The sequence below is a fragment of the Streptomyces lavendulae subsp. lavendulae genome (genome assembly GCF_002803845.1).
GTDB classification, from domain to species: Bacteria; Actinomycetota; Actinomycetes; order Streptomycetales; family Streptomycetaceae; genus Streptomyces; species Streptomyces lavendulae.
The window spans coordinates 3,085,172-3,110,593 of sequence record NZ_CP024985.1 but is presented as its reverse complement, the minus strand read 5'-3'; the positions used below and the strand labels follow the sequence as shown (position 1 = coordinate 3,110,593).

The 25,422-nt window shown below is 73.8% G+C and carries 24 protein-coding genes; 13 read left to right on the top strand and 11 right to left on the bottom strand.

The annotated features are described in order from the left end of the window. Positions 1-21: 21 nt before the first annotated feature. Positions 22-795: a protein phosphatase 2C domain-containing protein gene (locus SLAV_RS13015; protein ID WP_030225691.1), complete on the bottom strand. Its 774-nt coding sequence runs from the start codon at positions 793-795 to the stop codon at positions 22-24. A gap of 377 nt (positions 796-1,172) precedes the next feature. On the opposite strand from SLAV_RS13015, the gene SLAV_RS13010 reads away from it, so the two are divergent. Genes SLAV_RS13010 through SLAV_RS12990 form a run of 5 tightly spaced genes read left to right on the top strand, consistent with a single transcriptional unit; the run spans position 1,173 to position 7,121 of the window. After that, positions 1,173-4,370, top strand: a complete 3,198-nt coding sequence (locus SLAV_RS13010; protein WP_030225689.1) for a sensor histidine kinase — start codon at positions 1,173-1,175, stop codon at positions 4,368-4,370. After that, positions 4,367-4,846, top strand: coding sequence for a roadblock/LC7 domain-containing protein (locus SLAV_RS13005; protein ID WP_030225687.1), 480 nt, complete (start codon positions 4,367-4,369; stop codon positions 4,844-4,846). Before SLAV_RS13010 ends, SLAV_RS13005 begins: the two co-directional genes overlap by 4 nt. Next, positions 4,843-5,226 carry a DUF742 domain-containing protein gene (locus SLAV_RS13000; protein WP_030225685.1) on the top strand — a complete coding sequence of 128 codons (384 nt, stop codon included), beginning with the start codon at positions 4,843-4,845 and terminating at the stop codon, positions 5,224-5,226. Before SLAV_RS13005 ends, SLAV_RS13000 begins: the two co-directional genes overlap by 4 nt. Beyond that, on the top strand, positions 5,207-5,830 hold the full coding sequence (locus SLAV_RS12995; protein WP_051840307.1) for a GTP-binding protein: 624 nt from the start codon (positions 5,207-5,209) through the stop codon (positions 5,828-5,830). Before SLAV_RS13000 ends, SLAV_RS12995 begins: the two co-directional genes overlap by 20 nt. Before the next feature lie 31 nt (positions 5,831-5,861). Beyond that, positions 5,862-7,121, top strand: a complete 1,260-nt coding sequence (locus SLAV_RS12990) for a styrene monooxygenase/indole monooxygenase family protein (RefSeq protein ID WP_030225679.1) — start codon at positions 5,862-5,864, stop codon at positions 7,119-7,121. Here the strand turns inward: SLAV_RS12990 and SLAV_RS12985 are convergent. The 3 genes from SLAV_RS12985 to SLAV_RS12970 all read right to left on the bottom strand — a co-directional run bounded on the left by SLAV_RS12985 (position 7,073) and on the right by SLAV_RS12970 (position 10,204). Then, the gene (locus SLAV_RS12985) at positions 7,073-8,206 is read right to left on the bottom strand and encodes a C40 family peptidase (protein WP_030225676.1); all 1,134 of its coding nucleotides are present in this window, start codon (positions 8,204-8,206) and stop codon (positions 7,073-7,075) included. The genes SLAV_RS12990 and SLAV_RS12985 overlap by 49 nt on opposite strands. Positions 8,207-9,389: 1,183 nt before the next feature. Next, positions 9,390-9,815, bottom strand: a complete 426-nt coding sequence (locus tag SLAV_RS41005; RefSeq protein WP_158740715.1) for a hypothetical protein — start codon at positions 9,813-9,815, stop codon at positions 9,390-9,392. Further along, positions 9,815-10,204 carry a DUF6325 family protein gene (locus SLAV_RS12970; RefSeq protein ID WP_030232533.1) on the bottom strand — a complete coding sequence of 130 codons (390 nt, stop codon included), beginning with the start codon at positions 10,202-10,204 and terminating at the stop codon, positions 9,815-9,817. The genes SLAV_RS41005 and SLAV_RS12970 overlap by 1 nt, the downstream gene beginning before the upstream one ends. 97 nt (positions 10,205-10,301) lie before the next feature. Between SLAV_RS12970 and SLAV_RS12965 the strand changes: the two genes are divergently transcribed. Together SLAV_RS12965 and SLAV_RS12960 are read left to right on the top strand one after the other, a co-directional pair. Continuing rightward, the gene (locus tag SLAV_RS12965) at positions 10,302-11,681 is read left to right on the top strand and encodes an FtsW/RodA/SpoVE family cell cycle protein (protein ID WP_030232530.1); all 1,380 of its coding nucleotides are present in this window, start codon (positions 10,302-10,304) and stop codon (positions 11,679-11,681) included. Then, the gene (locus SLAV_RS12960; RefSeq protein WP_030232527.1) at positions 11,678-13,138 is read left to right on the top strand and encodes a penicillin-binding transpeptidase domain-containing protein; all 1,461 of its coding nucleotides are present in this window, start codon (positions 11,678-11,680) and stop codon (positions 13,136-13,138) included. Before SLAV_RS12965 ends, SLAV_RS12960 begins: the two co-directional genes overlap by 4 nt. Positions 13,139-13,173: 35 nt before the next feature. On the opposite strand, the gene SLAV_RS12955 is transcribed toward SLAV_RS12960, so the two are convergent. Beyond that, positions 13,174-14,298 (bottom strand): ferritin-like domain-containing protein, encoded by a 1,125-nt coding sequence (locus SLAV_RS12955; protein WP_030232525.1) that lies wholly within the window; start codon positions 14,296-14,298, stop codon positions 13,174-13,176. 160 nt (positions 14,299-14,458) lie between these two features. On the opposite strand from SLAV_RS12955, the gene SLAV_RS12950 reads away from it, so the two are divergent. Genes SLAV_RS12950 through SLAV_RS12940 form a run of 3 tightly spaced genes read left to right on the top strand, consistent with a single transcriptional unit; the run spans position 14,459 to position 16,405 of the window. Beyond that, positions 14,459-15,388 carry an AurF N-oxygenase family protein gene (locus tag SLAV_RS12950; RefSeq protein WP_030232522.1) on the top strand — a complete coding sequence of 310 codons (930 nt, stop codon included), beginning with the start codon at positions 14,459-14,461 and terminating at the stop codon, positions 15,386-15,388. Between the two features lie 23 nt (positions 15,389-15,411). Continuing rightward, positions 15,412-16,125, top strand: coding sequence for a TetR/AcrR family transcriptional regulator (locus SLAV_RS12945; RefSeq protein ID WP_030232520.1), 714 nt, complete (start codon positions 15,412-15,414; stop codon positions 16,123-16,125). A 10-nt stretch (positions 16,126-16,135) separates the two neighbouring features. Further along, positions 16,136-16,405, top strand: a complete 270-nt coding sequence (locus SLAV_RS12940; RefSeq protein ID WP_030232517.1) for a DUF8847 domain-containing protein — start codon at positions 16,136-16,138, stop codon at positions 16,403-16,405. A gap of 387 nt (positions 16,406-16,792) precedes the next feature. On the opposite strand, the gene SLAV_RS12935 is transcribed toward SLAV_RS12940, so the two are convergent. From SLAV_RS12935 to SLAV_RS12925, 3 genes are all read right to left on the bottom strand, one after another. Then, a complete protein-coding gene (locus SLAV_RS12935) occupies positions 16,793-18,025 on the bottom strand; it encodes a histidine kinase dimerization/phospho-acceptor domain-containing protein (RefSeq protein ID WP_030235702.1) in 1,233 nt (410 codons plus the stop codon). Beyond that, positions 18,022-18,732, bottom strand: coding sequence for a hypothetical protein (locus SLAV_RS12930; RefSeq protein ID WP_051841242.1), 711 nt, complete (start codon positions 18,730-18,732; stop codon positions 18,022-18,024). Before SLAV_RS12930 ends, SLAV_RS12935 begins: the two co-directional genes overlap by 4 nt. A gap of 134 nt (positions 18,733-18,866) precedes the next feature. After that, positions 18,867-19,505 carry a hypothetical protein gene (locus SLAV_RS12925; protein WP_030235708.1) on the bottom strand — a complete coding sequence of 213 codons (639 nt, stop codon included), beginning with the start codon at positions 19,503-19,505 and terminating at the stop codon, positions 18,867-18,869. A gap of 187 nt (positions 19,506-19,692) precedes the next feature. Here SLAV_RS12925 and SLAV_RS12920 point away from each other — a divergent pair, with 187 nt between their 5' ends. Then, positions 19,693-20,493: a nuclease-related domain-containing protein gene (locus tag SLAV_RS12920; RefSeq protein WP_030235712.1), complete on the top strand. Its 801-nt coding sequence runs from the start codon at positions 19,693-19,695 to the stop codon at positions 20,491-20,493. 24 nt (positions 20,494-20,517) lie between these two features. Here SLAV_RS12920 and ku read toward each other — a convergent pair whose 3' ends face one another. Further along, on the bottom strand, positions 20,518-21,672 hold the full coding sequence (gene ku, locus SLAV_RS12915; protein WP_030235718.1) for a non-homologous end joining protein Ku: 1,155 nt from the start codon (positions 21,670-21,672) through the stop codon (positions 20,518-20,520). Between the two features lie 31 nt (positions 21,673-21,703). On the opposite strand from ku, the gene ligD reads away from it, so the two are divergent. Then, positions 21,704-22,588, top strand: a complete 885-nt coding sequence (gene ligD, locus SLAV_RS12910) for a non-homologous end-joining DNA ligase (protein ID WP_030235723.1) — start codon at positions 21,704-21,706, stop codon at positions 22,586-22,588. Further along, positions 22,585-23,475, top strand: coding sequence for an ATP-dependent DNA ligase (locus SLAV_RS12905; protein WP_199922204.1), 891 nt, complete (start codon positions 22,585-22,587; stop codon positions 23,473-23,475). The genes ligD and SLAV_RS12905 overlap by 4 nt, the downstream gene beginning before the upstream one ends. 52 nt (positions 23,476-23,527) lie before the next feature. Here the strand turns inward: SLAV_RS12905 and SLAV_RS12900 are convergent, their stop codons facing one another. Beyond that, positions 23,528-23,932, bottom strand: coding sequence for a DUF6479 family protein (locus SLAV_RS12900; protein WP_030235729.1), 405 nt, complete (start codon positions 23,930-23,932; stop codon positions 23,528-23,530). A gap of 295 nt (positions 23,933-24,227) precedes the next feature. Next, positions 24,228-25,217, bottom strand: coding sequence for an XdhC family protein (locus tag SLAV_RS12895; protein WP_030235732.1), 990 nt, complete (start codon positions 25,215-25,217; stop codon positions 24,228-24,230). Positions 25,218-25,422: the final 205 nt, after the last annotated feature.

Sequence of the window (25,422 nt, the reverse complement as noted above, 5' to 3'; positions counted from 1 at the left end):
CGGACCGCGCGCCGCGCCGGCTCAGAGTTCCGCGTAGACCGCCGAGGCGTCGTCGTGCCGCTTGTGCCGGGCCGGCGGACGCAGCGGATCCGACTCGATGGTCCGCACCCGCCCGATCAGCCCCTCGGCGCCCTCCTTGCGCAGCACGTCCAGACAGGCGGCCCAGTCGCCCTCCCCGAACGTGTCCGTCCACCGGCTCGCCCCGTCCGTCAGCGCCGCGACCGCCACCACCTCCCCGCGCGGGGTGCGCCCGGTGACCGCGCGGGCCGCCACCGCCGGGTCGGCGGCCGCGGTGAAGAAGCCCCCGTCGGCGTTGCGCAGCGCGTCCGTCGCCGCCACCGAGCCGAGCACCTCGCGCGGGATCCGGTCCAGCCGGTCGTCGAGCACCGCCGTCACCGCGCCGTCGGGCGCGCGGAGCAGGAGGACGGAGTCCGAGAGCACGAGGTGCTCCACGCAGGCCCCGTCCCAGCGCACCATCACGACCGTCGCCTGCGGGGTCCGGACGTGAGAAAGGTCACAGGTGTCGCGGTGCGCGTCGGCCGTCTCGCGGATGGCCCGCGCCAGGATCCGGTCCAGCGGCATGTCCCGTCGCGATCCGGACAGTTCGGTCAATCGGCCGCCGAGCCGGGCCGAGAACCAGGGCACTCCGTGCACGCACCCGTCGTCCCCGCGTGGCGGGGTGACTCCGTCCAGGACGACCAGGACGCCACCTCCCGCCGCAGGTATCGCGGCCGACGCCCAGTCCTCGTTGGGGCGTTCCGGGTTGCCGGGGGCCGAGGCCAGGTCGATGCGCATGCGGACATTCTGCCCGCCGGGAACTCCCGGGCCCCAGAAGGTCCATACCAATAACGGTGCGTACGGAGCCCCCGCCCACACCGCGCCCGGCGCGGCCCCGCGGGCATGTGGGCGGGCATATTGCCAAAGCCCGGCTCGTTCTTTCAACCACCCGTCCACGGCGGCCCCCTGACACGGGATGCCCGAGTTGGTCGGCCACTCCTCCGTGATGTTCACTCCTTCGAGTGGCCGGGTGGGCGATGTGCGGCTCTCCTCCCAACACGCTGCAAAGGTCTGAGGCGGTACGAGGGGGCAGGGGGCGTTTACTTGTTGACCGGCCGTTACCTCGGCCACACGAGTAGACGAGCACGAGCACACGTACAGGATTGCGAGCACCGGTGCAGAAGAAGCGGTCTCGGAAGAACGGCACCGCCAGCGCCGACGGACCCGCCAACGCAGGACGGCGCGTCCGCGTTCGCCGCAGGCTGGTGATCGGGGTGGCAGTCGCCGGACTCACCGTCCTCGCGGCCGGCACCCCCGCCGTCATCTCCGCAACGAGGGAACTGAACGACTCACAGCGCCTGGTCACCCTCGCGGAACAGACGCAGCACACCCTCACCCTCGTCCACCTCCTCGGCGACGAGCGCGACGCCGTCGTCGAGTACGCGGCGAAGGGCAGGCCCGGCAACGGCAAGGCCCCCGTCGACGAGCGGACGGCGCGCACCGACCGGCAGATCGCCGAGATCCGCCCCGAGGCCGACGGGGAACTCGCCCGCGCCCTCGGCCGGATCAAGGGAGTCCGCACCGAGGCCCTCGACGGCAAGGGCACCGCCCTCGCCGCCCAGCAGGCCTACGCGGGCGTCATCACCGAACTCCTCGCGCCCGGCGACCGGCTCGCCGAACTCACCCCGCCGCGCGCCGAGGCCGCCCTCGCCTTCACCCGGCCCACGGCCCCGCTGGGCCAGGCCGTCGACCAGGCCTCCGCCACCCGCGGACTGCTGCTCGCCGCGCTGGCCGTCCCCCGGGGCGAGCAGCCTCCGGGCTCCGCCGTCGCCGACGAACTCACCTCCGCCGCCCAGCGGTCCCGGGTCCGGGAACAGGCCGCGCTGGACGACTTCAACCGCGCCGCGCGCCCCGACGTACGGGAGACCCTCGCGGTCACCGTCACCGGCCCCGAGGTCAAGACCGCCGAGGACCACCTCAAGCGGCTCACCGACCGGCCCACGCTCACCCCGGCCGACCGCAAGGTCGACGCCGGCGCCGTCGGAACCGCGCTCACCGCACGGATCGACCGGATGCGGTCGGTGGAGTCCACCCTCGCCGGCCAGCGGGCCACCGCCCTCGCCACCCTGCGCGACGACGACGTGACCCGGCTCGAACTGATGGTCGCCGGGCTCGGCGTGCTCTTCCTCTTCGTCATCGGCTTCTCCACCGCGATCGCCCGCTCCCTGACCCGCCCGTTGTCCGTGCTGCGCCGCGGCGCGGAGCGGCTGGCCACCCCGGAGGGCTCCGTCGAGCCGGTGCGCTTCACCGGCCGCAACGACGAGTTCGCCGAGGTCGTGCGCCACCTCAACGCCGTACGGGACCAGACGGTCGCCCTGCACACGAAGATCGCCGGCCTCGACGCCGACCGGCGCCGCCTCATCGGCCGCAACGAGGCCCTCTCCTCGGGCCGCGAGGCGCTGGAGGCGGAACTCAAGGAACTGCGGGCCGGGCTGGAGGAACACCGCCGGGTCATGTCGACCACCTCGGTCTCCCTCTCGCTGCGGACCCTGGGCCTGGTCGAGCGCCAACTCGCGGTCATCGAGGACCTGGAGTCCAAGGAGGGCGACCCGGACCGGCTCGCCACCCTCTTCAAGCTGGACCACCTGGCGACCGTGATGCGCCGCCACAACGAGAACCTCCTGGTCCTCGCCGGACAGGAACACGGCCACGGGCAGAGCCTGCCGGTGCCGCTGGTCGACGTCATGCGGGCCGCCGTCAGCGAGATCGAGCGCTACGAGCGGGTCGACCTGGCCGTCCTGCCCGTCGCACCGCAGGTCGCCGGGCACGCCGCCGACGACATCTCGCACGTCCTGGCCGAACTCCTGGAGAACGCCACCACCTTCTCGCCGCCCGAGGCCAAGGTGAAGGTGTCCGCGCTGATCCAGGACTCCGGCGACGTGGTCCTGACCGTCGTCGACGAGGGCATCGGCGTCACCGGCGACCGGCTCGACGCGCTGAACCTGCGCCTGTCCACCCCCGACGCCTACGACGAGGAGCCCGAGGCCGAACACGGCCTGGGCCTCGGCCTGTACGTCGCCGGGCGGCTCGCGGCGCGCCACGGCGTGACGGCCGAGCTGCGGGCCCCGCGGCACGGCGGCACGGAGGCGCTGGTCGTCATCCCCGCCCACCTGCTCCCGGCGGGCCCGCCCGCCTCCCCGGTGCACACCCTGGCCTCGCCGGGCGCTCCCGCGCTCCAGCTGCCCGGGGTGGTCGCCGAGGCCAACGAGAACACCCTGTCGCCGAGGCTCCGCCCGGAGGCCACGACGGCCGGCGCGGAAACGGACGACGCCCTCGCGGAGGCCCTGCCGGACGGCCCCCTGTCGGAGGGCCTCCTCACGGGCTCCGCCCCGCTCCCCGAGCCCACGGAACCGGAAGCTCCGGCCCGGGTGGTCACCTTGGCGGAGGCCTTCGAGGCCGACGCGCAGGGGGCCGACGCCCAGGCGACCGACGATGGCCAGGGTTCTGACGCCCAAGGGGCGGATGCCCAGGCGACCGACGCCCAGACGTCCGAGTCCCCGGCGTCCGACGCTCCGCTGTTCGATGCGCTGGTGTCGGAGTCTCTTGGGTCGGAGTCCCCGGAGCCCGAGTCCCTGGGGTCCGACGCTCCGCGGTCCGAGCCCCTGGGCTCCGAGTCGCCGGTGCCCGACGCTCCGGTGTCCGGGTCCCAGGGTGCCGAGCCCCGGGCCTGCGACGCCCCGCTCTTCGACGCCCTCGTATCCGAGTCCCTGGAGTCCGAGCCCCAGGGGGCGGGCGCCTCCGCGTCCGAGTCCCCGGCGGAGCCCGCTGAGGCGGAGGCCCCGGAGGGAGAGGCCCCCGCCCGGGTCGTCCCGCTGGCCGAGGCCTTCGAGGATGCCCCGCCGCCCCCGGCCGACCAGGTCTTCACGGCGTCCGCCGAGCCGGAGACCCCGGCCGGGGAACTGCTGGCACGCGTCGTCCCCCAGGCCGACGCCGACACGACCGCCCACCGGCGCGTCGAGGACGCCGGGGACGGCTTCGTACCGCGCCAGGGCAGCCACCCCGGCCACGCACCCGACGCCGGCTCCGGGGCCATCCCCGGACCCGTCGCCGCACCCCTCTCCGAGGCCGTCACCGACAAGGGCCTCCCCAAGCGCACCCCGCGTTCCGTCCCCGGCCCCGCCGCCGGACGCCCCGCCGCGGCCCGCCCCGAGCCGCGCCGGGTGGACGCCGAAGAACTGCGCCGTCGCCTCGGCGGGTTCTACCAGGGCGCCCAGGACGGGCGCCGCGTGGCCGCCGCCGAGCTCGCGCAGGACCGCGGGCGGGGGCAGGGACACACCGACCAGGGGGACACCGCACAGGAGGCCCGCACATGACCGCGCCCAGTACGTACGGACTGAGCACCCAGGCCCGCAACCTGCAGTGGCTGCTGACCGACCTGGTCGAGGAGGTGCCCGGAGTCAACTCCGTGGCCGTCGTCTCCTCGGACGGTCTCCTGCTGCTCTCCTCCGAACCGGGGGCCTCGGACACCCCGCAGGAGGGGCGCCCCAAGGGCCCCCGCGGGGCCTCGGCCGACCTCGCCACCATCGTCTCCGGACTCGGCAGCCTCACCACCGGCGCCGCCGCCCTCATGGAGTTCGGCGCGGTCAAGCAGACCATGGTGGCGATGGAGAACGGCTCCGTCTTCGTCATGGCCATCAGCGACGGCTCCCTGCTCGGCGTGCACGCCACCCCCGACTGCGACATGAGCGTCATCGCCTACCACATGGCCCTCTTCGTCGGCCGGGCCGGCCACGTCCTGACCCCCGAAGTCCGCAGTGAGCTGCGCCAGTCGATGGAGAAGACCCCGTGAGGAGTACGGCCTCCGACCGGCTGCCGATACGCGGCGCCGACCGCCGCCCCGCCCGCGTCCGCCCGTACTCCCTCACGGGCGGCCGCACCCGCTTCACGCAGGTCCTGCTGGTGGAGACCTTCGTCGCCGCCCTCGACACCGGCCCGGCCAAGACGCCCGACCGGATGCCCGAGATGCGGGCCATCGTCGAGGTGTGCCGCCGCATGCGCACGATCGCCGAGATCGCCGCCCTGCTGAAGCTGCCCCTCGGCGTCGTCCGCGTCCTCGTCAGCGACCTCGCCGACCAGGGCCGGGTCCGCGTCTACGGCACCGGGCACGGCACCGGCCGGCCCGAACGCGCGCTGCTGGAAAGGGTGCTCAGTGGTCTTCGCCGTCTCTGACCCGGCCGCCCTGCTGGACGACGAACCCGTCCAGCCCTGGCAGTACGACCGTTCGCGCGCGCCCGTCGCCGTCAAGGTGCTCGTCGCGGGCGGCTTCGGCGTCGGCAAGACCACCTTCGTCTCCTCCGTCTCCGAGATCACCCCGCTGCGCACCGAGGCGGTGATGACCCAGGCCGCCGCACCCACCGACGACCTCACCGGCACCCCGGACAAGCACACGACGACCGTCGCGATGGACTTCGGCCGCATCACCCTCGACGACGACCTCGTGCTGTACGTGTACGGAACCCCGGGCCAGGAACGGTTCTGGTTCATGTGGGACGACCTCGTCCGCGGGGCCATCGGCGGACTCGTCCTCGCCGACACCCGCAGGCTGCGCGACTGCTTCCCCGCGCTCGACTACTTCGAGAGCTGCGGGCTCCCGTACGCCGTCGCCGTCAACCACTTCGAGGGCTCGCAGGCCTACGACGTGGAGGACGTGCGGGAGGCGCTCACCATCCCGCCGGAGGTCCCCGTCGTGATCATGGACGCGCGGCGCCGGGCGACGGTCGTCGAATCCCTGCTGACCCTCGTGGGCCACGCGCTGGACGCCACCCCCGAATAGCCCGAACCGTCCCGCAGATTGAGAACGTGAGATGCGCAGGATACTTGTCGTGGGGGCCGGCCAGTCCGGTCTCCAGCTCGCCCTCGGCCTCCAGGCGAAGGGGTACGAGGTCACCCTCATGTCCAATCGGACGGCGGACGAGATCCGCACCGGGCGGGTCATGTCCACGCAGTGCATGTTCGACTCGGCGCTCCAGCACGAGCGCGACCTCCAGCTGAACTTCTGGGAGCGCCAGGCCCCCCGGATCGAGGGCGTCGGCGTCTCGGTCGCCGCCCCCGACGCCACCCGCCCCATCGACTGGCTCGGCCGCCTCAAGGGCTACGCCCAGTCCGTCGACCAGCGCGTGAAGATGGCCGGCTGGCTCGACACCTTCACCCAGCGCGGCGGCCAGCTGGTCATCCACGGCGCCTCCGTCGCCGACCTGGACTTCTTCTCCCGCACCTACGACCTGGTGCTCGTCGCCGCCGGCAAGGGCGAACTGGTCTCCATGTTCGAGCGGAACGCGACGCGCTCGCCCTACGACGCCCCCCAGCGCGCCCTCGCCGTCAGCTACGTCCACGGACTCGGGCCGCGCCCCGAACACCCGGAGACCGAAGCCGTCCGCTGCAACCTGGTCCCCGGCGTCGGCGAGCTCTTCGTCATGCCGACCCTCACCACCTCCGGCCGCGCCGACATCCTCTTCTGGGAGGGCCTCCCCGGCGGCCCGCTGGACGTGTTCCGGGGCGTCAACGACCCGGGCGAGCACCTGGCGCTGACGCTGGAGCTCATGGAGAAGTACACGCCCTGGGAGTACGCCCGCGCCACCAAGGTGGAGCTGACGGACGCCGGCGGCACCCTCGCGGGCCGCTACGCCCCCGTGGTCCGCAACCCCGTCGGCCGGCTGCCGGGCGGCGGCCTGGTCCTGGGCGTCGCGGACGTGGTCGTGGCGAACGACCCGATCACCGGCCAGGGCTCGAACTCGGCCGCCAAGTGCGCGGCCTCGTACCTCTCCTCCATCCTCATGCACGGCGACCGGCCGTTCGACGAGGCCTGGATGAAGGCCACCTTCGACAAGTACTGGTTCACCACCGGCATGCCCGTCACCGAGTGGACCAACGCCATGCTCGGCGCCCCGCCGGAGCACGTGCTGGAGCTGATCGGCGCGGCCGGGCGGCTCCAGCCGGTGGCGGACCGTTTCGCCAACGGCTTCGACAACCCGGCCGACTTCGACTCCTACTTCTACGAGCCCGAGGACACGGCCGACTACCTGGCCGAGGTGTCCTCGTCGCTGTCCCCCGTCCCGGCGGAATAGCCCGTGTCGTCCCCCGCCGTCGCGCCCTCGGGCAGCGGCGGCGGGGTGAACTCCGCCAGCGGGACCCCCTCCGGATCCGGCCGCACCGCCCCCAGCAACGGGTTCGCGGCGATGGGGGACACCTTCACGGTGGCACCCGGACGCGGCGCCTGGATCACCTTCCCGTCCCCGATGTACAGGGCCACGTGGGTCGCCTTCGGGAAGTAGACCACCAGGTCGCCCGGACGCAGCCGGTCCAGCGGCACCCGGGGGAGCTGCGCCCACTGCTCCTGGCTGGTCCGGGGGATGGAACGCCCGGCGTGCTCCCAGGCCTTCGAGGTCAGCCCGGAGCAGTCGAAGGAACCCGGCCCCTCGGCGCCCCACACGTACGGCTTGCCGATCTGCGCCGTCGCGTACCGCAGGGCCGCGCCACCGGCCGCCGTGGGCGTCCCCGTACGGGCGGGCAGCCGGCCGGAGTCCACCAGCTCCCGCTGCGCCCCGGCGGTGACGGCCGCCTCGCGCCGGTCCAGCCCCGACAGTTCCTCGGGGGTCAGCGCCGCGAGCAGCCGCTCGACGTCCTTCAGCCGGCCCGTCACCTCCTCGTGCTGCTTCCTGCGCTCGGCGACGAGACCCTGCTGGGTGTCGAGGGCCTTGCGGGCCGCCGCCGCCAGGGCGTCGGCCCGCTGCTCGCCGCGCTCCAGCCGCGCCACGACCCCGGCCTGCCGGGCGCCCTGGCGGGCGGCGATCCGGCGCTGGTCGACGGCCTGCTGGGGGTCGCCGGAGAGCAGCATCCGCAGGTACGGGGAGAGCCCGAGGGTGCCCTGGTACTGCTCCCGGGCCAGCCGCCCGGCGGTGGCCTTCTCGGCACCGAGCGCGGTACGCGCCCGCCCGAGCTCGGCGGTGAGCCGCCGCTCCTCGTCCTGGCCGGCCTTGAGGGCGACCTCGGTGGCGTTGTACGCCTCGCTGGCCTCCTCGGCGCGCTGGTACAGCCCCTGCAGCCGGGTCAGCAACTCCCCGACGGGCTCGGCCCGCGCGACGGGCGGCGGCCCGGCGGCAGCGACGAGCACGGCGGCCAGGCAGGCCAGCCGCAACAGTCGTTTTGTCATGTAATCACCTCCGTGACACCGCCCGATGCTGCCACGTACCACCCCCGTAACCCCCGAGGCGGAACGGCGGGGTCACCCGGGTGGGGGTGTGGGGGGTGTTGGGGGTGTGGGGGTGTGGGGGTGTGGGGGTGTTGGGCGGGGTCGGGGGGCGGCGGCGCACCCTTGGCCGGGATCAGGGAAGGGCTGGGGGCGTCCCGCCAGTCCACTGTCCTTCCGTGCCGTGCCGGCCTGTCAAGGGCGCTCCCTTCGGTCGCGTCGCTTCGCGATGGCCTTCGGCCACCCTTGACAGGCCGACCCGTCCCGGAATGCCAAAGACTGTCGGGAAGCCCCCAGGGAAACGGCCGGGAGGAAGAGTGGATGTGCGGGTGTCTCAGGGATGCCCATGCCGTCCCGCCTGGGTGGACCCGAGATGCGGCCCCACTTCCATCAGATTCCGGGCCGGGGGCGGCCAGACCGCCCGACACGGCGACGAGAGCGTCCGGCGGGCACCACGCGCATCGGATCGCTACGCGCTTCGCCTGGCATAGCGTCTGCCGTCCGCCTGTGGCTGGACATAAGCCGCCCACGGCGAGTAATTGGCCCGCTTGTCGGGCGGCTGAAGGCCGCCTGGGGCCTTTCCTGTTCCCCTGAGGGCTCTGTCGGACTCTGCGGACGACAAAGTCGTCCGCAGAGTCCGAGAGACGCCATCAGAGCCCCTTCGGGGCCCATCCAGCACCCCAAAAAGGACAAACGGCCCGCGCTCGCGTGAGGGACAGAGACTCCCGGCCGTGGGCGGCTTATGTCCAGCCCCAGACGGCCGCCGGACGCTATGCCGGGCGAAGCGCGTAGCGATCCGACGCGCCCGTGAGGTTCGTTGGACGCCCTGATCGTCCTGTCGGGTGGTCTGGGCCGGCCCGGGCCTCGGACCGATGCCCATTCGGGGCCGGAATCCGGGACCGGGCGAAGACGGGTCTCGCATCACTGCGCCACCCGCCCCTCCCTCACTTCCCCCGTGACCGTTCTTTTGGGGGTTTCCCGGCAGTCTTTGGCATTCCGTGGCGGGTCGGCCTGTCAAGGGTGGCCGAAGGCCATCGCGAAGCGACGCGACGAAGGAGCGCCCTTGACAGCCCGGCCCGACGCGGAAGGACGATGAGACTGACGGGAAACCTCCAAACCCTCCCTGATCCGGACCAGGCGGGACCCCTCACCCCCGCAGCAACCGCCCCTTCGCCAGGGTGAACTCCTCCGGGGTCAGGAGGCCCTGACGGGCCAGGTCGGAGAGTTGGGTCAGCTCCGCCACCAGGGTGGGCCCGGTCACGGGTGGGTGGGTCGGGGGTTCCGCCTCGGTCGGGGGCTCGCCCCCGTCCCCGCCTTCCGGCGCGCCGGGCCCCTCCGGCGCGCCGGGCCCTTCCCGCTCGGCCTCGGTCCCCGCCTCCACCTCGTACTCCCGCCGGACCCCCTCCTCCAGCGCCTCCTCCAATTCCTCCGCCACGCTCTCCTCCGCCACGCCCTCTTCCGCCGTCGCCCACTCCGCCGCGCCCGCCGCGCGGCGGAGGAGGCCGCGGAGCAGTGGGTGGCCCGGTGGGCGGAGTGCGGGGGAGACGGTGACGCCGACCGGCCGGATGAACATCACGCCACCTCCACCCGGTCCGCCGGGATCCGGACCGACCCCACGATCCGTCCGCCCGCCGCCCGTACGGCGACCGCCGCGTCCTGCGCCCAGACGTGCTCGACCACCAGGAGCAGCGCGCAGCTGCCCCGGTCCAGGAGTTCCGCCGCCTCCCGTACGTCCTCCGGGCCGATCAGCCGCGCCACGTCGCGGCCCGCCAGGAGGCCCCGTAGCTCGACGAACTCGTCGAACTCCGCGGCCATCACCTCGCCCCCGGCCGTCTTCGTCGTGACGAGGCCGTCGATCAGCCGGACCACCCCGGTCTTGCGCAGCCCCATCACGGCCTCGACGGCCGGTACCCGGAGCTGCTCCTCCGGGAAGGCCAGGACGATGAATTCCACAGGTCCCATGCGCCGGGGCTCCCTACTCCTGACCGTTTATGACGACTCTTCGGCACACTATGACATAAGCGGACATACCAGCCCCACCCTTGCTACGTTTCCCCGTATGACCGCTCTGACGGCGAGGGTGACGGAGCCCGCTCCGCCCCCGCCCCCCGATGCCCGGACCCCCAAGGGCCGGGGCATCGAGTTGACGCTGCTCGCCGGTGCGGTCCTGATCTCCGTACTGGGCCACCTCTACGTCGGCCTCGCGGACACCGGCCACCTCCCCCGCCCCGGCGGCCGCTACGCCGGGGGCCTCGCCGCCGCCGCCCTGCTCGCGCACCTCGCCGTCCGGTTCCGGGCCTCCTACGCCGATCCCCTCCTGCTCCCGATCGCCGTGCTGCTCAACGGCCTGGGCCTGGTCCTCATCCAGCGGCTCGACCTCGCGACCCCCGGCGAGAGCGGCGCGGGCGACCAGTTGCGCTGGTCGGCCCTCGGGGTGGTGCTGTTCGTCCTCGTCGTCGCGGGGCTGCGCGACCACCGCGCGCTCCAGAAGTACGCCTACCTCTCGGTCGCCGCCGCGCTCGCCCTGATGCTCGTCCCCGTCCTCTTCCCGGCCGTCAACGGCGCCCACATCTGGATCCGCTTCGCGGGACTCTCCTTCCAGCCGGGGGAGTTCGCCAAGATCCTGCTCGCCGTGTTCTTCGCCGCGTACCTCGCCGCGAACCGCACCGCCCTCGCCCTCACCGGTCGCCGGATCTTCTGGAAGCTGCGCCTCCTGCCCGGCCGGGTGCTCGGCCCGATCCTGGCGATCTGGCTGCTCAGCGTGGGCGTGCTGGTCCTGGAGCGGGACCTCGGCACCTCGCTCCTGTTCTTCGGCCTCTTCGTGATCATGCTGTTCACCGCCACCGGACGGATCGGCTGGATCGCCATCGGGCTGGTCCTCGCGGCCCTCGGCGCCTACGCCGTCGGGACCCTGGAACCGCACGTGCACGGCCGCGTCGACGACTGGCTGAATCCTTTCGCCTCCATCGAGCGGGGCGAGGGCCCCGGCCAGCTCGCCCAGTCCCTCTTCTCCTTCGCCGCCGGCGGCCTCCTCGGCGCCGGCCTCGGCCACGGCCAGTCCTTCCTCATCGGCTTCGCCGCCAAGTCGGACTTCGTCCTCGCCACCGCCGGCGAGGAGCTCGGCCTCGTCGGCCTCACCGCGATCCTGCTCCTCTACGGGCTCCTCGTGTCCCGGGGCTTCCGCGCCGGGCTCGCCCTGCGCGACCCCTTCGGGCGGCTGCTCGCGACCGGGCTCGCCTCGATCATCGCCCTCCAGGTCTTCGTCATCGCGGGCGGCGTGACCGGCCTGATCCCGCTGACCGGCATGGCCATGCCCTTCCTCGCCCAGGGCGGCTCGTCGGTCGTCACCAACTGGATCATCGTGGCGCTGCTGGTCCGGCTCAGCGACAACGCCCGACGCCCCCGTCCCGCCGAGAGCGCCGGGGAGGGGGCCGGATGATTCGCTACATCCGCTGGTGCGCGTGGTTCTGCGCCCTGCTGCTCCTCGCCCTGCTGGTCAACGTCGCCCGGGTGCAGGTCTGGGAGGCCGCCGCCTACGGTGCGAACCCGGCCAACAAGCGGCCCGCCGTCCAGCGCTACGCCGAACCGCGCGGGGAGATCCTGGTCGACGGCAAGCCCGTCACCGGCTCCCGCGACAGCGGCCAGCTCCTGCGCTACGAGCGCACGTACGCCGACGGCCCGCTCTACGCCCCCGTCACCGGCTTCTCCTCCCAGACGTACGGCACCAGCTTCGTCGAGCGCGCCGAGGACGCCGTCCTGTCCGGCACCGATCCCGGACTGTCCGCCTTCCCCCTCTGGTACGAGCTCTCGCGCGGCCGCCCCGGCGGCGGCAACGCCGTCACCACCCTGCGCGCCGCCGTCCAGCGGGCCGCGTACCGGGGGCTGGGCGGCAAGCGGGGCGCGGTTGCGGCCGTGGAACCGGCGACGGGCCGGATCCTGGCGCTGGTGAGCAGCCCCTCCTACGACCCCGGCCTGCTCTCCGGTACCGGCGCGAAGGTCAAGGCGGCCTGGCGGCGGCTGAACGCGGACCCTGCCAAGCCCATGCTGAACCGGGCGCTGCGCGAGACCTACCCGCCCGGCTCCACCTTCAAGATCGTGACGGCGGCCGCGGCCCTCGACTCCGGCGTGGTCACCGACGTGGACGCGCCGACCGAGACCCCCGACCCGTACCCGCTCCCCGGTACGAGCACCCTGCTCCCGAACGCCGGCACGGGCTGCCAGGACGCCTCGATGGCGGAGGCGGTGCAGTTCTCCTGCAACACGGTGATGGCCAAGATCGGGGTGCGGGTCGGCCTGCGCCGGATGGCGGAGGCGGCGGACCGGTTCGGGTTCAACGACGACGGACTGCGGGTCCCCTCCTGGGTGTCGCGGTCGAACTTCGACACCGACATGAGCCCCGACCAGCTGGCGCTCTCCTCGATCGGGCAGTTCAACACCAAGGCCACCCCGCTCCAGATGGCGATGGTCGCGGCGGCGGTCGCCAACGGCGGGGAGATCAAGACGCCCTACCTGGTGGACCGCACCACCCGGGGCGACGGCTCGCAGGTGCGGCGCACCGACCAGCGCACCCTGGGCCGCGCGATGAGCCCGGCCACGGCGCTGCGGATGCAGGAGCTGATGGTGAAGGTCGTCGAGAACGGCACCGGGCGCAACGCGGCGATCAAGGACGCGCAGGTCGGCGGCAAGACCGGCACGGCGCAGCACGGCGTCGGCAACGCCGGTACCCCGTACGCCTGGTTCATCTCCTGGGCCCGGGCGAAGGGCGCTCCGCAGCCGGCGGTGGCGGTGGCCGTGGTGGTCGAGGACGCGTCGGCGGTCCGCGGGGACATCAGCGGCAACGGCGCCGCGGCGCCGATCGCGCGGGCGGTGATGGAGGCCGCCCTGTCCACCCGCTGAACCGCCGCGGGCGGCCCGCACCCACCGGTCCCGCGCTAGCCGGCGGCCCCCTCGGCCTCCTTGGCGCCCTCCCTGACGGCGGCGGCCACCTCCGCCACGCGCTCCTGTTCCTCCGCCGCGAAGCGTTCGCGGTCGAGGGACTCGGCCAGCTCCTCGTCCTGGCTCATGAGGAGGTCCAGATTGGCGTCGCCCATGTCGAAGACCCCCATGTCCAGGTAGGCCTTCTGGAGCCGTTCGCCCCACAGTCCGATGTCCTTGACGCAGGGCACGATCCGGCTGAACAGCAGCTTGCGGAACAGGTGCAGGAACTCCGACTGCTCGCTGTACTCCTCCGCCTCCCGCCGGGGTATGCCGAAGTTCTCCAGGACCTCGACCCCGCGCAGCCGGTCGCGCATCAGGTAGCAGCCCTCGATCACGAACTCCTCGCGCTCGCGCAGTTCGGCGTCGGTCAGCTGCTTGTAGTAGTCGCGCAGGGCCATCCGCCCGAAGGCCACGTGCCGGGCCTCGTCCTGCATCACGTAGGCCAGGATCTGTTTGGGCAGCGGCTTGTCGGTGGTGTCGCGGATCATGCCGAACGCGGCCAGCGCCAGGCCCTCGATGAGCACCTGCATGCCCAGGTACGGCATGTCCCAGCGGGAGTCGCGCAGGGTGTCCCCGAGCAGTCCCTGGAGGCTGTCGTTGATCGGGTAGAGCATCCCGACCTTCTCGTGCAGGAAGCGGCCGAAGATCTCGGCGTGCCGGGCCTCGTCCATGGTCTGGGTGGCCGAGTAGAACTTCGCGTCCAGGTCCGGCACCGATTCCACGATGCGCGCCGCGCACACCATGGCGCCCTGCTCGCCGTGCAGGAACTGGCTGAAGTTCCACGCGCTGTAGTGCCGGCGCAGTTCGCCCTTGTCCCGGTCGGTCATCCTGTCCCAGTGGCGGGTGCCGTAGAGGGTCAGCACCTCGTCGGGGGTGCCGAGCGGATCGTACGGGTCCACCTCGATGCCCCAGTCGATGCGCTTGGCGCCGTCCCACTGCTTGTCCTTGCCCTTCCGGTAGAGCGCGAGGAGACGTTCGCGGCCTCCGTCGTACTCCCAGCCGAAGCGGGCCGAACCGGTGGCGGGGACCTGCCAGACGCCCTCGCCCGGGGCTGTGGTGTAGAGCTCGTGCGTCGACACTGACGCCTCCTCGACTGCCGTGCGGGATGCGGTGGTTGGCAGCGTCACACGTTGGTAGACGCGGGGTCAACAAGTCGTGCGCGAGGGATTGACGCCCTTGCTGACAGGCAGTCTTATAAGAGGTGACCGCAGGTAACCCGACCGCGAGGTGCCCGAAGCCATGACGACAGTGACGGAACGAGCCGCGCTGAGGGACGCCCTCGGCCTGCTCAAGGACCGCGAGCAGGTCGCGGAACGACTGCTCGAATCCTCCGCGAAGCACTCCTTCGACCCGGACCGCGAACTCGACTGGGACGCCCCGCCGATCGAGGGCAAGTACTACTGGCCGCCCGAACTGCTCTCCCTCTACGACACCCCGCTGTGGAAGAAGATGGGCGAGGAGCAGCGCATCGACCTCTCCCGCCACGAAGCCGCCGCCCTCGGCTCCCTCGGCATCTGGTTCGAGATCATCCTCATGCAGCTGCTGGTCCGCCACATCTACGACAAGTCCCTGACCAGCAACCACGTCCGCTACGCACTCACCGAGATCGCCGACGAGTGCCGCCACTCCATGATGTTCGCCCGCATGATCCGCGAGAGCGGCACCCCGGCCTACCCCGTCTCCCGGGTCAACCACAACCTCGCCCGCATCCTCAAGACGGTCTCCACCACCCCCGGCTCCTTCGCCTGCACCCTCCTCGGCGAGGAGATCCTCGACTGGATGCAGCGCCTCACCTTCCCCGACGAGCGGATCCAGCCCCTGGTGCGCGGAGTCACCCGGATCCACGTCATCGAGGAGGCCCGCCACGTCCGCTACGCCCGCGAGGAACTGCGCCGCCAGATGCTGACCGCCCCGCGCTGGGAGCAGGAACTCACCCGGATCAGCTGCGGGGAGGCCGCCCGCGTCTTCTCCCTGGCCTTCGTCAACCCCCAGGTCTACGACAACATCGGCCTGGACCGGCGCGAAGCCGTCGCCCAGGTCAAGGCCAGCGGACACCGCCGGGAGGTCATGCAGACCGGCGCCAAACGGCTCACCGACTTCCTCGACGACATCGGCGTACTGCGCGGAGTCGGCCGCCGGCTGTGGAAGAGCTCCGGCCTCCTGGCCTGAGGGGCGTCGTCTACCCTGCGTGCATGACCGTACGCGCGTACCGCAGGCTGAGCGTCGAGGAGCGGCGGGCCCAACTCCTCGACGCGGCCCTGTCGCTGTTCGCGCACCGGGCACCGGAGGAGGTCTCCCTCGACGACGTCGCGGAGGCCGCCGGGGTCTCCCGGCCGCTGGTCTACCGCTACTTCCCGGGCGGCAAGCAGCAGCTCTACGAGGCCGCCCTGCGCTCCGCCGCCGACGTCCTCGAACTCTGCTTCGCCGAGCCCCAGCAGGGTCCCCTCACCCAACGGCTCTCCCGTGCCCTGGACCGCTACCTCGCCTTCGTCGACGAACACCACACCGGCTTCTCCGCCCTCCTCCAGGGCGGCAGCGTCGTCGAGACCTCCCGCACCACCGCCACCGTCGACGGCATCCGCCGCGCGGCCGCCGACCAGATCCTCGTCCACCTCGGCGTCCCCACGCCCGGGCCGCGGCTGCGGATGATGGTCCGCACGTGGATCACCGCAGTCGAGGCGGCCTCCCTGATCTGGATCGACGAGGGCAGGCAGCCGGAGGCCGGCGAGCTGCGCGACTGGCTCCTGGACCAGTTCATCGCCCTCCTCACCGCCACCGCCGCCACCGACCCCGAAACGGCGTCCGCCGCCCGGGCCGCCCTGGCCCTGGAGTCGGCCGACGGCCCCGTGGGCGTCCTCGCCCGCCGCGTGATCCCGGTGGTCTCCGAGGCGGCCCACCTGCTGTGACACTGGTGGGGTGAGAAGCGAACCGACCCCCTTCGAGGGCGGCCCCATGGACGGCCGGGTCCTCCCGATCCTCCTCGGCCCGACCGGCCACCCCCCGAAGTGGTACGAGATCCCGGTCCCGGCCCCGGACGGCGGCCTCCCGACGGTCCTGCTGTACGAACGGGTCCCGGCGGGCTACTCGAAGCGGCTGGGGCTCCAGAAGGGCTGGAAGTACGCCTTCACCCCGACGGGCCGCAAACCGAAGCCGCGCTGGCCGTGGACCAAACCCCCGAAGCCGTAACCCTGCGGGGCTGTCGGTGTACGGGCCGTCTGCCGGGGGCCAGCCCCCGCACCCCCGCGCTTCAAACGCCGGCGGGGCTGGATTTCGTGCGGGCCGCCTGCCGGGGGCCAGCCCCCGGACCCCCGCGCCTCAAACGCCGGCGAGGCTGGATTTCACCTGGCCAGGGTGGAAATGTGCCCCGGCCGGGGGCGGGGACGGGGTGGGGTGTTGGCCGGGACGTAAAACGTGATTTGTTGGCGCGAGGTGCCGACAGGCCACTGGAGGCCCGGACAGGGCACCATAAATCATGCAGTCCCGGACGACACCCCGCCCCGGCACCGACCCCGGCCACCCCCGACCCCGCCCGGCCAGGGCAACGGCCCGGCCAGGGCAACGGCCCGGCCAGGGCTACGGCAACCTCAGCACCGCCAGCGCCCCGCCCCCCTCCGCCCCCCGGAACTCCAGCCCCGCGCCGATCGCCTCCGCCTGCCCCACCGCGATCGTCAGCCCCAGCCCGTGCCCCTTCCCCTTCCCCCCGCTCCGGAACCGCTGCGGCCCGTGCGCGAGCAGGTACTCCGGATACCCGTCCCCGTGGTCCCGTACGGTCACCACCGGCCCGTCCACCGTCACCACCACCGGCCCCCGCCCGTGCTTGTGCGCGTTCGCGACCAGGTTCCCCAGCACCCGCTCCAGCCGCCGCCGGTCCGTCTCCACGTGCGCGTCCCTGACGACCACGACCTCCGTGTCCGTCCCCGACGCCCGCACCACCCTCCGCGCCAGCCGCGCCAGCTGGTGCAGATCGGTATCCACCCGCTCGCTCCCCGAATCCAGCCGGGAGATCTCCAGCAGGTCCTCGGTCAGCTGCCGCATCGTCCGCACCCGCTCCCGCACCAGCTGCGTCGGCCGCCCCTCCGGCAGCAGCTCCGACGCGGCCTGCAACCCGGTCAGCGGCGTCCGCAACTCGTGCGCGACATCGGCCGTGAACCGCTGCTCGCTCAGCAGCTTCGCCTGGAGCGTGCCCGCCATCGTGTCCAGCGCCCCGGCCACCGTGGAGACCTCGTCCTGGTGCCGCGAGGGATCGGTCGTGCGCCGGTCGCCGACCCGCGCGTCCAGGTCGCCGCCGGTGATCCGCCGGGCGACCGTCGCCGTCTGGTGCAGCCTGCGCGTCACCCGGGTCACGGCGAAGGCCCCCACCAGCAGCGTCCCGCCGATGGCCAGCACCGAGGAGCCGATGATGGCGTTGTCCAGCCCCCGGATCGTCCGCGCGCTCTGCCCGTATTCGATCGCGGTGGCCAGCGCCCGCCCGTCCGCCGGGGCGGCGGCCCACATCACGGGCTGCCCCAGGCGGTCCGCGACGACGGTCGCCCGCTGCCCGCTCACCGCCAGGGCCCGCAGCTCCGGCGGCAGCCCCGCCGGATCGATGCCCGAATCCGGTGGCAGCGCCTCGCCCGCCTCGTAGGCGGCAGCGGCGTCGTGCAGCTTGGCCAGCGCCTTCTCCCGCGCGGCCGCGACGGTCTGCCGGGTCACCTCGGCGTGCACCAGTACGCCCAGCACCGCCGCCAGCGAGCAGCACATCACCACGATGAAGCACGCCGACTTCCAGGTCAGCGTGGCCGTCCACGCGGGCAGCACCCGCCTCATGACGCGCCGCCGGCGGACGGCCGCGGCGGCGCGGGCACCCGTACGATCTGCTCCCGCGCCGGCAGCATCGTCCTCTGCTTGCCGTCCCAGGACCAGGCGGTGATCAGCTCGTACCCCGGGTTGCCGCTCGGCACCCGCAGGATCACGTCCCGTCCGGCCAGCTCGACGGCGACGACGGTCTGGGTGGTCGCCATGATGCGGTTGAGCCGGCCGTCGGGGTCCGCGGTGTAGACCCGTACGGACATCATCCGGTCCGGGAACTCGATGCCCACCACGACCTCGTCCTTGCCGTTCCCGGTGAGGTCCCGGTAATACGGCCGGCGCACCGGGCAGCGCCCCGGGTCCTCGCCCGCGGTCCCGCACGCCATGATCGCCGCGGCGGTCTCCGCGGGCATCCCGTCGGGCCCCGTCACCAGCCCGGGCCGCGCCCGCAGCTCCGCCTGGACCAGCGCCACCGGGTCGACGTCGTGCACGTTCTGGCCGACGACCCGTGGCAGGCCCTGTACGTACTCGGGCGGCGCGCCCCCGGGATCGGCGGGCGGGACCTCGGCGCCCGCCCGCTCCGGCCACAGGTGTACGGGTCCGCTCGCCGTCGGGGTGGGCCCGGCGGCCGCGAGCCCGCCGGTGTTCCCGCAGCCCGCGAGCAGCGGCAGCGGCAGCAGCAGCCCGAGCAGGGCGGCACCCGCACGCGACGGCGGTATTCGCACGGTGGAGGGCCTTCCTGTGGATTGCGTACGACCGATTCCGGCCGAAGCAACCTTATGCAGAGGTACGTCCCTTTTGCCGCCCGGTCCGAGGTGTGGACTCCCCGCCGGCGGCCCTCACCGGCCCCCGGCCCCGCTCAGCCGTCCGTCCGCCCCCGCCGCAGCATGGCGAAGCCCAGCCCGGCCGCGCCCACGGCCGCGATCCCGCCGCCCGCGGCGAGCAGCAGCACGCCGTCGCCGGGCCCGTCGGCCAGCGAGTGCAGCCGCAAGGCCTGCGCGGTGCCGGTGCCGGTGCCCGACCCGGTACCCGTAGCGCCCCGCCCGCCACCGTCCTCCGTGGAGGCGGGCAGCACCCGGCCGTCGCCCCCACCGCTCCCGTGCCGGGTCCCGGTCTTGTGCCCGTCACCGGCCACCGCGTGGGAGCCGTCCTGCGGGCGGGTCTCGCCGACCCAGGAGGACAGCCGCCCGTCCGGCCGCAGCGCGGCGTGCAGCTCGCCGGACCCGCCGAAACCGGTGGAGCCGTCCCGGCTGGTCAGCGTGGCCACCGTGGTGCCCGAGCGCAGGATGTCGGCCTGGTACGCGTCCTTGGCGAGGCGGTACACCTTCGCGGTGGAGCGGCCGTCCGCCAGGAAGATGCTCTTGACCAGCGTCCGCTGCGCCCCGGACGCCGGCCTGCCCTCGGCGAACGCCGTGGCCGCGGGCAGCGCCAGCAGACCGGCGACGCATGCGGTCACGGCGGCGGCGCGAACGGTCGAGCGGCGGCTGACGGTACTCACGGGGTTCCTTCGGCGTCGGTCGGGGCGGCCCGGAGGGTCCGGGCGCCATAAAAATAGGCGCCGGCCGTTGCGAGGGAGCACTGTTCTTGTAACAGGCAGGCCGCAAGGAGCCGACGGAGCTGTTACACAACGGAGGGATTGCCGTGGGCGGCGCCGGCTGCTCACATGGACGGCGGGGGTGAGGCCGATGAGCGGACTCAAGGTGCTTCCGAGCGGCCGGCCGGGGCGCGGCCGGCTCTACGTCAGCGGTTCCGACGGCCACGCGGTGGCCTGGTACGACCGGCGGACCAACCGGATCAGCGTCCTTGAGGACGACCAGCGCGCGGCGGTCCTGGCGGCCCTGCGCCCGTACCTGAGCGGTGACTGGACCATCGGGCCGCCGCCGGTCCCCACCCCTGCCGAACTGCTCCGGCTCACCCTGCCGCCCGACCTGGATCTGGCCCCGAACCGCCCCGGCGAGACCCTGCTCGGCGAGCTCGCGTACGGCTCGCCCGGCAGCAGGGCCCGGCACCGGATGCGGCAGGAACTCCAGGCGCGGCAGCGGATCGGGGCGGAGCTCGACGCCCTGGAGGAAGAGGACTGGCGGGCCCTGCACGACGTCCCGCTGCCCGGCCTCGGGATGCTGGACCACCTGCTCGTCGGGCCGGCCGGCGTGTTCGCCGTCCGCACGGTCGCGGGGCGCCGCCAGCGCGCCCAAGTGGGTGACCTGCTGCTGACGGTGGGCCGCGCCGAGCCCCGACCGGACCCGCGATGGATCCGCAGGGCGGCGGCCCGCACGGCCCGGGCGCTGACCGCCCAGGTCACTCCCGTCCTGGCCCTCGCCGACGCCTCCCGCATCGACGTGGCCCCGACGGTCCGGGACGTCCTCGTCCTCCAGTCCGCCACCGCGGCCGCCGTCCTGACGGCCGCCCCCGCCACCCTCAAACTCCCTGACGTGGAGGCCCTCTTCACCCTGGCCCGCACCCGGTCCACCTGGTCGGCCCCATAGCGCGCACCCCTCGGTGCGACCCCCTCAGGCCGAACTCCGCTTGCGGGGCGCCGCCTTCTTGGCGGCCCCCGCGCCGGCGGTGGCGCCGGCGGCCGAAGCCCGGCCGGTACCGGCCGACTTGGCGCCGGCGGCGGAGGCGGACTTGGTACTGCGGGCCCCGGCCCGGGCCCCGGCCCCGGACTTCGTACCGGCCGCGCCCTTGGCCGTGGCGGTGCTCTTCTTCCCCCCGGCCGCGGTCTTCTTCGCGGCCGCCGTCTTCTTCGCGGTGCCCGTCGACGCCGTCGACTTCTTCCCGCCCACCGCCTTGGGCGCGGGAGCGCTCGCCGCCGGCGTCCTGCGGCCGCGGATCGGCGTCACCTCCGCCTCCGCCGCGGACTCCGCGGACTCCCCGGAACCCCCGGCCCGGGAGGCCTTGGCCGCCCGTACGCTGCTCTCCAGCGCCGCCATCAGGTCGATCACCTGGCCGCCGGCCGGCTCCACCACCGCCTCGGCCGGCTCGAACCCCTCGCCCGTCTTCGCCGCGAGCATGGCCTCCACGGCCTCGCGGTAGTCGTCGTGCAGCGAGGCGATCTCCACCTCGCCCAGGGTGGCCATCAGGGCGTCGGCCAGATCGAGTTCGGCCTCCCGTACGGTCACCGACGCCTCGGGGGCCACGCCCTCCGGCTGCCGGATCTCGTCCGGCCACAGCAGCCCGTGCATGGCGATCACGTCGTCGACGACCCGCAGCATGCCGAGCCGCTCCCGCCCGCGCAGCGCGTACTTGGCGATCGCCACCTTCCGGCTCCGCTTCAGCGCCTCCCGTAGCAGCGTGTACGGCTTCGCCGCCGTGGCGCCGTTCGCCGCGAGGTAGTAGGCGGCGTCCATCTGCAACGGATCGATCTCCTCGGCCGGCACGAACGACACGATCTCGATCGTCTTCGCGGTCGGGATGGGCAGCCGCGCCAGGTCCTCGTCCGTGATCGGGACGATCGACCCGTCGGCCTCCTCGTACCCCTTGCCGATCTCGGCGGCCGGCACCTCCTCACCGTCGAGTTCGCACACCTTGCGGTAGCGGACCCGGCCGCCGTCGCTCACATGGATCTGACGGAAGGAGATCGAGTGGCTCTCGGTGGCGTTGACGAGCTTGATCGGAATGCTGACCAAGCCGAAGGAGATCGCCCCGTTCCAAATGGATCGCACGGTTCCTCCTGATTCGTGGCAATCTCATCGTATGACGCCGATCACCATGGTGGAGGGGCGTCGCATCGCGCTCAGCAACCTGGACAAGGTCCTGTACCCGCGGACCGGCTTCACCAAGGGCGAGGTGCTGCACTACTACGCCACGGTCGCGGACTCCCTCCTCGCGCACATCCGCGACCGCCCGGTCTCCTTCCTGCGCTATCCCGACGGTCCGGACGGACAGCTCTTCTTCACCAAGAACCCGCCGCCCGGTACGCCCGCCTGGGTGAGGACCACCCCCGTGCCCCGCTCCGAGGACGCGGGGGCCGAACAGGTGGTCGTCGGCGACCTGCCCACCCTCATGTGGGCCGCGAACCTCGTCGTGGAGTTCCACACCCCCCAGTGGACGGCCGGCCGCCCAGCCGTCGCCGACCGGATCGTCTTCGACCTCGACCCCGGCCCGCCCGCCACCGTCGTCGAATGCTGCGCCGCCGCCCGCTGGCTGCGCGGGCGCCTCGCCGCCGACGGCCTCGACGCCTACGCCAAGACCTCCGGCTCCAAGGGCCTGCACCTGGCCGTCCCGATCGAGCCGACCCCGTCGGCGCGCGTGTCCGCGTACGCCAAGACCCTCGCCCAGGAGGCCGAGGCCGCCCTCCCCGGCCTGGTCCTGCACCGGATGGCCCGGGCCCTGCGCCCCGGGAAGGTGTTCGTGGACCACAGCCAGAACGCCGCCGCCAAGACCACCGCCGCCCCCTACACCCTGCGCGCGCGGGAGCTGCCCACCGTCTCCGCCCCCGTCACCTGGGAGGAGGTCGAGGGCTGCCGGACCGCCGCCGACCTGGTGTTCCTCGCCGACGACATGGCGCCCCGGCTGGCCCGCGACGGCGACCTGCTGGCCCCCCTGACCGACCCCGCCCGCGCGGGGAGACTGCCATGATCCGCGTGGCACTGGCCGCAGCCGTACGGACCCTGCCGCGCGGGGCCGGACTGGCGTACGAGCCGAAGTTCGACGGTCACCGCCTCGTCGTCGTGCGCACCGCGCAGGACGTGGTCCTCCAGGCCCGCTCCGGCCGGATCGTGACCGCCGCCTTCCCCGACCTGGCCGCCGCCGCCCGGCAACTGCCCGCCGGGACCGTACTGGACGGGGAGGTGGTGGTGTGGCACGCGGGCCGTACGGACTTCGCACTGGTCCAGCGGCGCGCCGCGGCCGCCAGCGCGGCCCGCGCGGCGGTGCTCGCGCAACGCCTGCCGGCCTCGTACGCCGCCTTCGACGTGCTGGAACTGGCCGGGCTCGACGTCCGGACCCGCCCCTACGAACGTCGCCGGGCCCTCCTGGTCGACCTCCTCCTGCCCCTGGGCCCGCCGCTCCAGCCGGTGCCGATGACCACGGACCCCGAGCTCGCCGAGACCTGGTACGCGACCCTGCCCGCCAGCGGCATCGAAGGCCTGGTCGTGAAGCGGCTCGACGAGAGCTACCCCGCGGGCCGGCGCTCCTGGCGCAAGCTGCGCCACACCGACGTCGCGGACGCGGCCGTGATCGGCTTCACCGGCACCCCGCGCTGCCCGCTGGCCCTGGTCCTGGTGCTGCCGGGGGACGACGAGGCGCCGGTGGTGTCGAGCCCGCTGCCCGCCGGGCTGCGTACGGAGATGGCGGCGGCCGTCGCCACCCTCGGGGAGGCGGCCCCGGCCGCGGCCACGGTCACCGCGATCGGGCTCGGCGAGGTGCCGTTCCGCCTGCTGGACCCGCCCCTGGCCGCAGAGGTCCGGCGCAGCTCGGCCCGGCATCCGCCGCCGGAGGTGCTCCGGCTCCGGACGGGCCTCTGACCCGCGGGGCCGCGGGTCAGAGGCCGGGGGTCGGGGGTCGGTGGTCCTGCTCTCAGGCGTGGGCGCCGCGCCCCGCGTTCGGGGGAGCCCCGGGCTGCACGTGGGGTCCGGGCCCCTTGGGGACTTCGTAGCCGGACTCCCGTTCGGCGCGGGCGTCGTCCGGATGGCTGTGGGTGCGGGAGCCGAAGTTTCCGTACCCCTGCATTTCGTGGGGGCGCAGGCCGCCTTCGGGGATCTCGACGTAGTCCCGCTCCTCGCGCACCTCGTACACCGCACCGCCGTCGGGCAGGTGGGGCTGGCTCTCGGGGGTGGGGGGCGGTGGCTCGTGGTCGCGGACCCTCCGGCCCAGTGCGAAGCCGCCGAGCAGGACGCCGACGACGCCGAGCCCGACGACGAGGAACCATGCGATCTGGCCCAGTGTCGCGTCCGCCGCGAGGGGGATCAGGGTCGTGTTCATACGTCCTATTTTCCCGCGTTTGGTCTGATTTCATGCAATCGGCCCACAGAAACTTCGCACCGCGGGGGAGCGGCCAGCCGGCGCCGGGCGACCCCGTCCGGCCCGGCCGCCCCGTCCGGCCCCTCCGGCCCGGCCGCCTTGCCTGGCTCGCCTGGCCCGTCCGGTCCGTCCGTTCGCCCGACCAGCCGGCGACCCCCCGCCTGGCCCGTCCGGCCAGAGCGGTCCGCCCGCCCGGGCCGGACGCCCGGTGGTCCCTACCGACCCCGCCGGTCCGTCACCGCCCCCGGGCGGTCCGTCACCGCAGCGGGCCGTCGGAATCCCGTAGGCCCTGCGCCTCCCGGCCGCCGAGTACCCCGAGGATCTCGGCGCAGATCGCCAGGGCCGTCTCCGCCGGGGTCTTGGCGCCCAGGTCGAGCCCGATCGGCCCGTGCACCCGGGCCAGTTCGGCCTCCCGGACCCCGGCCGCGAGCAGCCCCTCCCGGCGCCGGGCGGTGGTCCGCCGCGAACCGAGCGCACCGACGTACGGGATCCCGAGCGCGAGCGCCGTCCGCAGGGCCGGCACGTCGAAGTCCGGCTCGTGGCTGAGCAGCACCAGGCAGGCGGCGTCCCGATGGGCGCTCAGCACCTTCTCCGCCTCGGCCGCGCTCTCCACGGCCACCGCCTCCCAGCCGAGCAGCGCCGCCTGGGCCGCGATGACCTCGGCCAGCTCCCCGGCCCCACCGATCACCACGTGCGGCGCCGACGGGTACGCCTCCACGAGCACCAGCCCGGACCCCCCGTACAGCGCGTCCCGGCCGGGACGGCGCGTACCGAGCAGCTCCCCGGCCCGGCGCTCGGCGTCGTCGCCGGCGGTCCCGTCGGCCCGTACGACCCGGCTCTCCGCCCGGTCGGCGTCCTCGTTCAGCCGGGTCACCAGCGCCACCCCGGCCCCCGTCCCGAGCAGCTCCCACCACTCGGCCGGGATCGCCGCGAGCGGCTGCAACAGCACCTCGGCCTGCCCGCCGCAGGTCAGCCGGGCCTCCACCGCCTCGCCCGCCCCGACGGACAGCTCGCACACCCGGGCCCCTTCCGCGCCCGCGCCCCCGCCCAGCGCCGCCGCCTCGGCGACGAGCTCGGCGTCGAACACCCCGCGGTACAGGGCCCCCACGCACTCGCCCCGCACGTCCACGAGCAGGGCCCCGGCCGGATCCCGCGGCCCGAACCCCTGCTCGGTCACCGGCCGCGCCAGGAACGCGACCCGCCCCTCCGCCACCCACTGCCGTGCGGTCTCCGCCAGCTCACGCATCCGCCTCGCCCCATCCTCCACGCGCTGCCTTCCCGCAAAGGCCCTGGTCAGCGGCACAATGCGGCCTGTCCGACCACCCTACGACCGCCCCCCCCCCCCACCCACCCCCCAAACCCACCAACCCCGCCCCTCCCCCCTCGTACGGACCACCGGAAGTGGCCGGAACCCCGTCACGAGACAGAATCGAGTGGGCGGGACGACCGTG